This is a genomic window from Microcoleus sp. PH2017_08_TRC_O_A, from assembly GCF_020738665.1.
In the GTDB taxonomy this organism is placed as follows: domain Bacteria; phylum Cyanobacteriota; class Cyanobacteriia; order Cyanobacteriales; family Microcoleaceae; genus Microcoleus.
The window spans coordinates 38,039-49,989 of record NZ_JAEQCE010000028.1; the positions used below are offsets into that span (position 1 = coordinate 38,039).

8 protein-coding genes are annotated in these 11,951 nt (G+C 44.8%); 5 read left to right on the plus strand and 3 right to left on the minus strand.

Translation table 11 applies throughout. From position 1 onward, the window contains the following. Window positions 1-704: 704 nt before the first annotated feature. Together JGK22_RS11870 and JGK22_RS11875 are read left to right on the plus strand one after the other, a co-directional pair. The gene (locus JGK22_RS11870; RefSeq protein WP_293176089.1) at window positions 705-2,852 is read left to right on the plus strand and encodes an adenylate/guanylate cyclase domain-containing protein; all 2,148 of its coding nucleotides are present in this window, start codon (window positions 705-707) and stop codon (window positions 2,850-2,852) included. Window positions 2,853-3,021: 169 nt separating this feature from the next. Then, complete coding sequence (locus JGK22_RS11875) at window positions 3,022-4,323, plus strand: mechanosensitive ion channel family protein (RefSeq protein WP_293216279.1); 1,302 nt, start codon at window positions 3,022-3,024, stop codon at window positions 4,321-4,323. 485 nt (window positions 4,324-4,808) lie between these two features. On the opposite strand, the gene JGK22_RS11880 is transcribed toward JGK22_RS11875, so the two are convergent. Beyond that, window positions 4,809-5,642, minus strand: a complete 834-nt coding sequence (locus JGK22_RS11880) for an inositol monophosphatase family protein (RefSeq protein ID WP_293176085.1) — start codon at window positions 5,640-5,642, stop codon at window positions 4,809-4,811. Window positions 5,643-5,818: 176 nt separating this feature from the next. Next, window positions 5,819-7,252 carry a BCD family MFS transporter gene (locus tag JGK22_RS11885; RefSeq protein ID WP_293176083.1) on the minus strand — a complete coding sequence of 478 codons (1,434 nt, stop codon included), beginning with the start codon at window positions 7,250-7,252 and terminating at the stop codon, window positions 5,819-5,821. Window positions 7,253-7,523: 271 nt separating this feature from the next. Between JGK22_RS11885 and JGK22_RS11890 the strand changes: the two genes are divergently transcribed. Together JGK22_RS11890 and JGK22_RS11895 are read left to right on the plus strand one after the other, a co-directional pair. Continuing rightward, on the plus strand, window positions 7,524-8,468 hold the full coding sequence (locus JGK22_RS11890; protein ID WP_293176328.1) for an aldo/keto reductase: 945 nt from the start codon (window positions 7,524-7,526) through the stop codon (window positions 8,466-8,468). 220 nt (window positions 8,469-8,688) lie between these two features. Then, window positions 8,689-9,207, plus strand: coding sequence for an isoprenylcysteine carboxylmethyltransferase family protein (locus tag JGK22_RS11895; protein ID WP_293312929.1), 519 nt, complete (start codon window positions 8,689-8,691; stop codon window positions 9,205-9,207). On the opposite strand, the gene JGK22_RS11900 is transcribed toward JGK22_RS11895, so the two are convergent. Next, the gene (locus tag JGK22_RS11900) at window positions 9,187-10,512 is read right to left on the minus strand and encodes an NB-ARC domain-containing protein (RefSeq protein WP_293198109.1); all 1,326 of its coding nucleotides are present in this window, start codon (window positions 10,510-10,512) and stop codon (window positions 9,187-9,189) included. The two genes, JGK22_RS11895 and JGK22_RS11900, sit on opposite strands and share 21 nt — an antisense overlap. A gap of 405 nt (window positions 10,513-10,917) precedes the next feature. Here JGK22_RS11900 and JGK22_RS11905 point away from each other — a divergent pair, with 405 nt between their 5' ends. Next, on the plus strand, window positions 10,918-11,886 hold the full coding sequence (locus JGK22_RS11905) for a hypothetical protein (RefSeq protein ID WP_293198107.1): 969 nt from the start codon (window positions 10,918-10,920) through the stop codon (window positions 11,884-11,886). Window positions 11,887-11,951: the final 65 nt, after the last annotated feature.

The window sequence follows — 11,951 nt, forward strand, 5'->3', positions numbered from 1 at the left end:
CTTCGTTACAAGGTACGTAGTTGCGCTTCAGCGCTCTTTCTAAGATTAGGAAAGAGCGCTGAAGCGCAACTACGTACCTAATTTGTCTGACGACAATAAAACCACCCTGTTTGGTTCGGGGGGTTAGGGGGGATCTGTCTTAGGTGAACCGTATTGGTCTATAAATCTCCATAAACTTACTAATTTCTAGAGCAAAATAGCCATAAGTTACTCTTAAAATAATTAAAAATTTTTCTCTATTATAATGCCAATGTGCATCTTTTGAAAGTTTAATTAGTCTTTCTTTTGGCTCTTGAGACAGATGGTTTATGGCTGGCATATATCTGGCGATCGCTTGCCTATGATATCAATTCCGTTAGCATCTGAATTATTAGCAGCCAAAATGAGGAGACGGCAGTGCCGTGTCCCTACAATTGATCGTGGTAGGGACACGGCACTGCCGTCTCCTCTATATCATTCCGATGGAGCCGGAATTGATATGATATGTTGATATTCTACAATATAGATGCACAGCAGCTTAGAATCTGCTATCCAGGATTTCTCTTTTTGTGCTGTTGGGCAGTAGAGCGACTGTTGTGAGCCGATCGCCAAAAGATGTCAAATGGGTTCTATAAATGAAAAGCGATCGCTACCAATGGTGAAAGATTACTCTTTAACTTCTTAGAGATGAAAGAAATAATACCCAGACTCTCAGGAAAAATCCTATGCAATTAGTGAATCATTTAAGTATAAAAACAAAACTCATAGTCATGTTGCTGGTAGTCAGCCTTTGCGCTATGCTTGCGAGCACGTTTATATGCTCTAGCAGTGGGAAAGCTATTCTGACCGAAAAAGTCTTTAACCAATTAACCAGCCTTAGGGCTGTGAAAGCTTATCAAATCCAAGATTATTTTGAAAACCTTAAAAACCACACCCAAACCCTCAGCGAAGACTTGACAGTAGTCGCAGCCCTACAGGAATTTAAGACGGCTTACAGCGAACTTGAAAAGTCTAAAATTCCAGCGAATTTTGACGCAAAAATTGATACCTACTACCAGAAAGAATTTTTAACCAAACTAACGCGAACTAACGATGGTTCGCCTGTTCTGGCAGCATACAGGCCAAAAACACCCGCTGCTCGTTACCTACAGTACCACTACATCGCTGCTAATCCGAACCCCGTTGGCAAGAAACTTCTCCTTGATACTCCAGGCGACGCCAGCGCTTACAGCCGCGCTCACGCCCTCTACCACCCTATTTTTCGCAATATAGTTGAAAAATATGGTTACTACGATATGTTTTTGATCGATCGCGAAGGAACTGTTGTCTATACGGTTTTTAAAGAAGCCGACTTTACCACAAGCTTGATCGATGGCCCCTACAAAGAGAGTAACCTAGCAAACGCGATCGCCGCTGCACGACAGGCAAAGGGAAAGGGGTATGTGAAAATAGTAGATTTTAAGCCCTACAGCCCTTCCTACGGTGCGCCTGCGGCTTTTATCGCTGCTCCAATCTTTAACGGCTCGGAATTTATTGGTATTTTGGCGTTCCAGTTTCCCGTTGACAAAATTAACAATGTGATGACTGGTAACAAAAATTGGAAACAAAGTGGTCTGGGCGATTCAGGAGAAACTTATCTGGTTGGGTCGGATTATCTAATGCGCTCTGCATCTCGTTTCCAGATAGAAGACCCAGAAGGTCATGCAAAAATTCTAGCCTCTATCGGTACTGATGAAAAGACCATCAAGAAAATCAAAGAGTTCAATACTACAATCCTCCTACAGCAAGCGCAAACAACAGGAGTGAAGGAAGCGTTATTTGGGAAACAGGGCACCCAGGTGATCGACGATTATCGTCATATTCCTGTTTTGAGTTCTTATTCTCCACTAGATATTGATGGATTGAGGTGGGTGATATTGGCGGAGATGGATGTTTCGGAAGCCTATGCGTCAATTCACTCCTTTCAAAAAACAATTGTGATGGCAGCTACTGCAATCATCGCGATAATCACGGTTGTTGCCATGTGGCTGACCGCAATCTTTGTCAGACCCATCAAGAAGTTAATCGCTAGTGCCCGCCTGGTGGGGGCTGGAGAAGTTGACGCGGTGGTTAAATCTGGTTCAGAAGATGAATTTGGAGAGTTAGCTAAATCATTTAACCAAACGATAGGCCGCCTTCGTGCCGAAACTCAACTAATTCAACAGAAAAATCGCGAAAATGAAGCATTAGTCTTAAATATATTTAGTCCCGCAATAGCCAAACGCCTCAAACAGGGCGATCGAGCAATTGCCGATCAGATTTCTCATGTCTCGGTTTTGTTTTCCGACCTCCATCGATTTACTAAGCTCTCTCAAACCATGTCAGCTCCCGAAGTTATCGCTCTGCTTGATGAACTGGTAACAGCCTTTGATGAAATGACCGAAAAATACGGTTTGGAGAAGATTAAAACTATTGGTGATGGTTATATGGCTGTATGCGGGCTGAGTGTGCCACGTTTGGATCATGACAAACGCACGGTGGATTTTGCTTTGGAAATGCTGGCGTTTGTCCACCGATTTAATTATGAAAAAGGCTTGGATCTAGACGTAGAAATCGGTATCAATTCAGGAGATGTGGTTGCAGGTGTCATTGGCAAAAATAAATTGCTCTATGATGTTTGGGGTGAGAGCGTAAATATTGCCAATAGATTGAAGTCGGCTTGTCCCCCCGGCGCAATCTTTGTGTCTCAAGATATCTACGATCGCCTGCACGATCTCTACGATTTTGAGTTGGTTGGTGAAATTCAAGAATCTGGAAAAGAAAAGTTAGTAGCTTGGCAAATCACAAGTTATAAGCTTCCAGTAAATGTTGGATCGGAGGAAGTCCATGAATAATTTAAGCTCTTCAAACGACTGGGAGATGTGGGCAGTAATTGTCGGATTAGGGTTCCCACTCCTCGTCGTTTTACTAGGAGAGGTTATTTATCACCTACAAAGGCACGCTAGACCACTGGCGACTACCCTGCTGGTTATAAAAAACCTTGTCCTGCCGGTCTTAATGGTGATGATTTTAATCAGGAATGTCCTGAAGCTTGACGTTAATGGGAATTTTCCCAAGCTCGTAGCAACACTGTTCTGGATATCTGCCATCTACGCATCTCTCTCGCTGCTTAATGTGATTTTGTTTGAAGAAGCTGAGGCTAATACATGGCGGGCACGGATGCCCAAATTGCTGATCGATCTTTCTAAGTTTTTTTTGGTGCTTGTAGGAAGTGCGATCGTGCTAGCGGCAGTGTGGGGTGCTGATTTGGCCGGTCTTGCTACTGGATTGGGCGTTAGCTCAATTGTGATCGGTTTGGCGCTTCAGGACACACTAGGCAGCGTCATGTCTGGCATGGCGCTGCTTCTAGAACGTCCCTTTAGCGTTGGTGATTGGTTGCGGATTGGAGATATCGAAGGTGAGGTAGTTGATATCAATTGGCGATCGGTTCGCCTGCTCACTCTCCAGCGCCAGATGATAATCGTTCCTCATCAGTTCATTGGAAAAGGAATCATCTATAATTACAGCCAACCAGAAGGCATTTATAACCAACGCCTCAATATTGGTTTTTCCTACGATAGCCCGCCTAATCTCGTGAAGCAGGTACTAACAAGTACAGCCTTGGCTACCCAAGGAGTATTAGCGGAACCGGAACCAAATATTAAAACCAAATCCTATGATGAGACTGCAATTATGTATGAGGTGGAGTTCTTTGTCAAAAACTTTGAGGATGTAGACCAGATAGTCGATCGATTTATGACGCGAATTTGGTACGCAGCGCAGCGAAACAACTTAACGTTATATCGTTACCGATACTCGTATCCTGTGGAACCTGCTGATAAGGCAGATAGCGCTTCAACTAAGTTAGCCCAAAGCCTGCACTCAATTCCCGGATTTATGCCTTTAGCTAGAGAACCCAAAAATTTGGATGACTTAGGTAAGGGAACTATTTTACAGAAGTTTGGTGCGGGAGAGAAAGTCATCCGGCAAGGCGAGCCTGGTAATGCTTTGTACATTATCATTGCGGGTCAGGCTAAGGTCACAGTCAGGAACCAGTTTGGCATGGAGTTGGAGGTAATGACTATCTTGCGTGGTGAGTTTTTTGGGGAAATGGCACTATTTAGTGGGGAACCGAGTCCGGTATCAATCGCCGCCGTTGACGATTTGCAAGTTCTTGTCATCTACTCAGATGCTGTAAATACAATGATTGAACGCCAACCAAGCTTGGGGCGCGAGATAGGTCAAATTATAGAGGCGCGAAGCAAAGCGGTAAGTATGGCCGCCCAGGCAGATGTTTCGTCAAGAGTTCAGGTTGATTCCCTATGAGGATTTTGAAGTAAATTGATATCGAGTAACCAATTAAGGGCTCGGGACTAATTTTCTGTTCGGCTTGTGACAATTTTACCATTCTTGGGGCTGGTGAAAAAGCACGGTCATAGACCGTGCAAAGCATAACGAATCACAACCGCCTATGCAAGACCCATTGGTGACAAGTTAAGGTGACTACTGATGTGTAGATGCTTTGGTAGTAGGTGATCTTCTCCCAAGCTAGAAGCGAATGGACGGCAGAATCTGGCAGCAGCTTCTGGCAAGGTGAGGCAACACTCTGCAAAAATTGTTGGAGAGAGAATGGACGCACGATTTGGCATTGCCGGGAAAGAGATCTTTTGGTTTGTAAGGCAATTATCTATGTATATCTTGCCTTACAGATTTTTTTTGTCACTTTTTCAGTGCCATTTGACTAAAGTCCGCAAGAAAGAAGGACTGAAGTCCGAACGATCGAACCTATTGGGTTCGAGGCGACTTTAAGATTAGCCCATTTTTTTCTTCTTCCAAGCTTCAACAAACGGCAAAAACACCGACACTAATTCCTGGCGACTCATCACCAAAGTTGGAAAAGAAACCCTCGCATAATTCTTACCCACTTCCAGCGGAAAAATCGCTTGGGATTCCAGCGGTAGCCAAACCGCACCCGCAGCCTTGACAATTACCCAACTCCCAGCAATATCCCAAATTTTAGGAGTCGCTTCAACTCCTCCCATCGCCACACCGGAAGCCACCATTAAAAAATTGTAACTAGCCATCCCCAACATCCGAATTTTACTCGGAAGATGAGGCCCAATTCCCACACTCCGCGAACACAAATTAAAAATATGATTTCCACTCAGTTTATCATCACTCGGGCGAATCGGGCGATCGTTTAAAAATGCACCTTGAGGCATATTTGTCAATACAGGATCGTCCGCCAAATTCTCTGCATAAAAACCGTGGAAAGTTTGATTCAGGGGTGGCAAATGCACGCAGCCAAAAACTGGAGTTCCGCGATATAATAGACCTAAAGAAATCCCCCAAATTGGAATGCCCCGAGCAAAATTAGTGGTAGCATCGAGAGGATCGACAACCCAACACCATTCAGTATCGGGTAAAACGTGCTCTCCTTCTTCGCTCAAAATCCCGTGACTGGGAAACGCAAGTGCGATCGCATTTCTAATCTCTGCATCCGCCCAATTGTCAGACTGCGTAACCAAACTGCCATCAGATTTCTCATCCGCTTGTGCAGAACCGAAATCTTTCAAAAACTGCTGTCCGATTGTTTTGACAGTTGTCTGAGAAAAAGTTAGAATAGAGTTCCAAAAATCTTGCATTAGTTACTGGTTTGTAGGAGAAGACGGCGGTTGAAACCGCGCTGATAAAAACGAAGACGGCGGTTGAAACCGCGTCTACAAAAACGAAGTCCGCCTCCGCGGACTGAAGAGAACTTTCTTCAACCCGCGGAGGCGGGTTTGGTCTGTATAGACGCGGTTTCAACCGCCCGGTATTCTCAGTCTAATTCATTTTCAAGGATAGTTGCGATCGCACTTTTAGCATTATCCTGAAATTCTGCAACATCCACCAGACTCAACAGATACAAAGCGAAAATCATACCCACAGCCGGCACTGCAAAAACCAACCCGTAAGCCAACATCGGCACTCCAAACAAAGTCCTGCCAAAATCCAAAATAGCACCGCCGCTAACCGTAGCAAAACCCCGCGCCATCGCTTGCGACAAACCCCAAGCGCCAATAAAAGTCCCCGCAGTTTCCGCAGCCGTCAAATCCAACATCAAACTCAGTGCCCCCGTCGTTGTAATTCCCGAAGCTAACCCGAAACACATCAAAGCCGACTTAAACACAATGGGATTACCAGTAAATCCCGATAAAATAATCAAGCCAAAACAAGCCGCCACCGATAAACAACCCAATCTAATCGTATTTTGCTTGCCAATCCGCGGCACAATTAAAAAACCAGTTGCGCTCAAACCGATGAGAACACCAGTACCGTAAATAGCATTCAACCGCGTACTTTCCGAAATCGGCATCTTAAAAATTTCCCCGCCGTAGGGTTCCAAAACGGCATCCTGCATAAACAAACAAATTGTCATCACCAGCAGGAAAGTAAAAAACAAACCAGTTTGGCGGCTAGCAGTCAAAATCCGCAGCGCACTTCCTAAAGTAATCTTATCTTCTCGATTAACTGCGATCGATCGCGCCCCGTAACGCGAATACTTCTTCTCAACCCCAAAAGTTGCAATCCCCACCAACAGCAAAACCACCGCCGGCACCTTCACAAACAAACCATTAATCGAAGCCTGCAACACTTCCCGCGGCACATCCCCATCAATCTGCTTCAGCAAACCGCTGCTGACAATCGCCCCGATAATAATACCAACCATCAGCATCGACCACACCACACCCACCAACTTCGATCGATCTTCCTCATCGGAAACATCCACCAACAAAGCAGCAAAAGGAGTCGAGCTCGAACAAATCGCGATACCGTAAACTGCAAAAACCAAACCCAGCAAACCCACCCAGCCGTAAGTCGGAGTCGTCCACCCCACAGCGTCTAAACTAGCGCCCAAGCGCCACATCACCTGCACCGCCAAAAAAGCCGAAATCACAAACAACAGCCCTCCCATCCACACGTAACCCGTGCGGTGATGGCCAAACAAAGGCTTAGCATCGGACATTTGCCCGAACCATACCCTCGCTGGCGCCACAAACTGGTGCATCGCCAGGGTACCAGCCACCACAGTAGCCGGAATCGCCAACTCCTTAATCATCACGCGATTGAGTACCCCCAGGGTCAAAATCGACATCATGCCCAGCCCCATCTGAAACAAGCCCAGGCGGAACATCGTCGCGAGGTCAATTCTCTTTTGGGCAGCAGTCGTGGAATCTGTTAATGTAGAATCTGGCAAACGGTCGATCGGCATAACTTTTCAAATAAAGACAACATTTGAATTTATAGTAACTGAGATATTGCAATCGGCCGCCATTATACCCACAGCTAGAAGCTCAAATGACATTATTCATATAAAAATAAAGAGAATCAATATAGCAACCGCCACCTGAAAGCGCGGACATAAATAACCTCATGAATCGATCCCCGATCCCGCGATCGATAAACCGTTTGATTCCCGTACTATGTAACTGTCAACTGTCAACTGTCAACTGTCAACTGCTATAACTGTGGATTTACCAACCGTGACAACTATCACCCTAGGACAAAATGGCCCAGCCGTCATTCCCCTGTGCGTCGGAACTTGGGCTTGGGGCGACAAACTATTTTGGAACTACGGCAGCAACTACGGCGCCGCCGAAGTAGAAGCAGCATTCAACACATCCCTAGATGCCGGAATCAACTTTTTCGACACAGCCGAAGTCTACGGTAACGGCTTGTCAGAAGAATTGCTGGGACAGTTTATCAAAAAAACTAGCCAACCCGTGCAAATAGCCACCAAATTCGGCCCCGTACCCTGGCGGATTACCGGAAAATCAGTTTCCGAAGCCTTGAGTGCCAGCTTAAAACGGTTGCAAGTAGAACAAATAACCCTCTACCAAGTACACTGGCCTTTTAGTTTTTTACTGAGTCAAGAAACTCTGATGAATGCCTTAGCAGACGAAGTAAAACAAGGCAGAATTCAAGCAGTAGGAGTCAGCAACTATTCCGAAGAACAGATGCGCGAAGCTCACAAAATACTAGCAGCCAGAGGCGTCCCCCTAGCAACAAATCAAGTCCGTTACTCATTGCTATCGCGGCAAGTAGAAAAACAAGGAATTGTACGTGCAGCCTCGGAATTGGGAGTAACAATTTTAGCTTACAGCCCCTTAGCCCAAGGATTGCTCACCGACAAATACACAGCCCAAGAACCACCTACAGGAGCCCGCAAAATGGACTCCCGATTCGGCAAAGTGGGCCTTGAAAAAATCGAATTAGTCATGTCTACCTTGCGAAAAATGGGGAGAAAGCGCGATCGCACGCCCGCGCAAGTTGCCCTAAACTGGTTAATAGCCCAAAACGGAGTTATCCCAATTCCCGGCGCCAAAACCGCAAAACAAGCCGAAGAAAACGCAGGCGCCCTAGGCTGGACTTTAAGCCAAGATGAAGTCAACCAACTAGAACTAATGACACGTCCCTGGCGAGAATAAATCTCTAATAGGTATGTAGTTGCGCTTGAGCGCTCTATCCGAGGTACGTAGTTGCGCTTGAGCGCTCTATCCGAGGTATGTAGTTGCGCTTGAGCGCTTTATCCGAGGTACGTAGTTGCGCTTTAGCGCTCTTTAAACGCGATCGCACAACTACAAACAATCTACCAGATGCGCCCAAAAATGTCAGTTCCACAATCCCTAGCCGAACTTTCCTCTTCCTATGAAAAAACTATTAACTGACTGGGGTTTCACGCGCCAAGGCTGGAGCAACAACAGCCGGGGCGAATATTTAGTTTTTCTGCAATTAGTATTACTTGCAGCATTTACAATCTTACCAGTTTATCAACTACCCGGATTCAAAAGTCAATCAACTCAATTAATTTATCTTACCTGGTTTTTAGCAAGTATTCTCAGCTTAATCGGATTAACTTTCATCATCAAAGGACTGATAGATTTGGGGAAAAACCTCACACCTTTACCCTATCCCAGAGAAGACGGAGAATTAGTCCAAACAGGCATTTACGGAATAGTGCGGCATCCCTTGTACAGCGGCGGCATCTTCGCAGCCCTCGGCTGGACAATCTTTCAATTCAGTTTATCTCATTTAATAGCGACTGCAATTTTACTAATATTTTTTGACATCAAATCCAGACGCGAAGAAACTTGGTTGAGCGATAAATATCCCGACTATTCAGAATACCGCCAGCGAGTAAAAAAACTAATTCCGGGCATTTATTAAAAGTTCGATATTGCTCGAACGACAGTTTCGTTCGAGCAATCGTTCTCTGACATACTCGGCGATCGCAGGTTGTAGCATTAAACTGGTGGATGCGGTATAATTAAGCGATCGCTCATCGAAAATCAGCGATCGCTCGGCCAGCGCCTCCAATGCTTCCATCAGTTGCCGTCCCGAAACTTCGGGCAAAATTTCAGCTTTTAGCTTCGCAGGAGTCGCTGCTTCTTGGTTAATGGCTAACCAGTACATGATTTGTTGTTGCAGGGGAGACAGGCGATCGAATTGGCGATCGAGCAAATCCCACAAATCGCTAAAAACAGTATTTCCTTGCACTAAAAATGCGTGAATGTCACCACCAAAAAGTGTTTGAATAGTCGTTGCAGCAAGTTTCAGGGCGAGGGGATTGCCACCAAAATAATTTACAATATCTCGACATTGCAATAGCGTTACCTTTAATCCTTTATCAGCGAGGATTTGCTGGCATACAGGTGGCGAAAGGCCGAAGAGTTTGAGCGATCGCACGGGTAAATTTTCGCCCGATCGCACGGCAAACCCGCCGGGTTGTTCTCGTCCGGTTAAAATCAGACAACTTTGGTGTGGTTCGTCAGCAATGCGGGCAAATAACTGTCGGTAATCTTCATAACCTTGTTGATATTGTCCGCTGCGATTTCCTGCTTGCAAAATCGACTCCAGATTGTCGAAAATTAACAAACAGCGTTTTTGCCGCAACTGTTCCATGAGAGCATGAATAGAGTGATTGGTTTCGGCTGATGAATTAGTTAAAATTGGTAAAATATCGCTGAGGATAGCATCTAATGTCGGTGCTTGCTGCAAACTCCGCCAGATCGCGAATTCAAATTTAGATTGAATTTGCTGGGCGAGTTTGACAGACAGAGAAGTTTTGCCGATACCGCCAATTCCAAAAATACCGATCGCACGGGTAGAATCGCCGCTAATCCAAGTTTCTAATGTTTCTAATTCCTGCAAGCGGTTGTAAAAATAGGAAACATCGATCGCTTCTCCCCAATCTTGGATGCCCGCACTGCTCTGCTGGTAGTGGCGCAAGACTGCTTGCAGATTTTGTTTTGAGACTTTTTCGCCAAGAATTTGAGAGAGATTTCGCCACAAATGCGAACCGACTTGTTTGATATAGTCGTGTTCGTAAAGTAGGCGATCGGCTATCTCTTGATAAGAGTGTCCTTCCCAAGTTTCCAGAAAGACGTGGGATTGAATGTCAGTGAGTTTTTGCTGTTTGTTTGCGGATTGTAACAGATGGTCGATTAGGGCGATCGCCTCTTGTGCTGTCATAGTTTGTTATTTTGAACTATTTACTATATTCACCGAATATTCTGAGTGGGGGTTCTTTTTCAGGATAGAAAACAAATTTACTTAATTAACCGCAAGGTAGTCCCTTTTATACTCGGCGGTTGAAACCGCGTCTATACGAACGAAGTCCGCCTGCGCGGACTGAGAAATAAGAGGGGTATTGAACTCGGATTTGGGATAAGGTAAAATCTCAAATCGATCGAGTGAATTTACGTAAGTTTACAAAAGCTTGTCACTTTTTCTCACCGCCAGGGCGATCGTTTTAGGGTTTGATGGGGAAAGTCAAACTATTCAGAGTCAAACAAGCAAGCTTATTGCATTCTCAAAGCAGTATTCATCTTTGTTGGCTGATTCTGACTCAACATTCTCATCTGGAAGAATAAAGCAATGAAGTTAAAGGCTATTGTCGATACTGTTCTGAAAAAACGTCCCATACAGTCAACAGAACTATCTAATGATGAAAAATTTGATTTCAAGGAAAGTGACATACTTGAAATAGAAGAATTTTCCAAGGCTCAATTTGGTCATCTTAAAATAGTGCTTGCTAATCCAATTAAAGGAAGCAAAGATTGGTTTGTCTTCGAGAGACATATATCGATCGCAGGCAATCTTAATATTGGAGTTCAAGGTGCTGACTCAGCCATCAACGTCAATTCAGATTTGATTGTTGGTGGCGCAACTCGATTATTAGGTGGGGCTAAACCTGCATACTGGGGTCGCTATTTTAGCGGAACTGACTTTTCAGGGTTTGGAGAATACAAAAAACGTGAAGAAAACAACATACTTAGGAGAAATAATATTCGCGTCTTGCCGATCGGTCGTTTCACAACACGAGTTGGATTTGGAGAGAGAGAAGGTGATATTGATGGTACAGATCAAGCATTGGATTTCTTGGCAACTTTTGGTGAAGATTATCTCCAATCTCAAGGCGGAGAATTTTATTTCTTTTTAGATGTTGAGCCAAGCGATCCACTATCTACAGAATATTATCTCGGATGGTCTAAAGCAGTTATAGCTAGCAGTTCCAAAATTAAAATGCTACCTTGCGTTTACTTGGGATCGCAGGACGATCAAACATCAACCTCCCTCAAACAAGCAATGAATAGAGGTGCGGAATGTCACGGATTATGGATTGCTAGATTTGATAACAGGTTCCGCACACCCAGCATCCCAATTCCACCTTTAGAGTTTGATGCTTTTAAAGCTCAGCCTAGTACAGATGTTCCTTGCCCGGTGCTTTTTTGGCAGTATGCTGGGGAAATTGGAATGCGGAATGATTTTGATTTTAATGTCTCTAATCCTGATGTAGATTTTGACGCATTACTGAAGCGACTTGTTTTGCCACAGGCTATCTAGTAAGAGCCTATTCATGGCTGACAAATCTTTACAAAAGTCTGTCACTTTTTCTCACCGGCAGGGCT

Bases quoted from the DNA above. Each gene is read 5' to 3' on its own strand.
- JGK22_RS11870 (WP_293176089.1), top strand. From the start codon at position 705: ATGCAATTAGTGAATCATTTAAGTATAAAAACAAAACTCATAGTCATG.
- JGK22_RS11875 (WP_293216279.1), top strand. From the start codon at position 3,022: ATGATTTTAATCAGGAATGTCCTGAAGCTTGACGTTAATGGGAATTTT.
- JGK22_RS11880 (WP_293176085.1), bottom strand. From the start codon at position 5,642: ATGCAAGATTTTTGGAACTCTATTCTAACTTTTTCTCAGACAACTGTC.
- JGK22_RS11885 (WP_293176083.1), bottom strand. From the start codon at position 7,252: ATGCCGATCGACCGTTTGCCAGATTCTACATTAACAGATTCCACGACT.
- JGK22_RS11895 (WP_293312929.1), top strand. From the start codon at position 8,689: ATGAAAAAACTATTAACTGACTGGGGTTTCACGCGCCAAGGCTGGAGC.
- JGK22_RS11900 (WP_293198109.1), bottom strand. From the start codon at position 10,512: ATGACAGCACAAGAGGCGATCGCCCTAATCGACCATCTGTTACAATCC.
- JGK22_RS11905 (WP_293198107.1), top strand. From the start codon at position 10,918: ATGAAGTTAAAGGCTATTGTCGATACTGTTCTGAAAAAACGTCCCATA.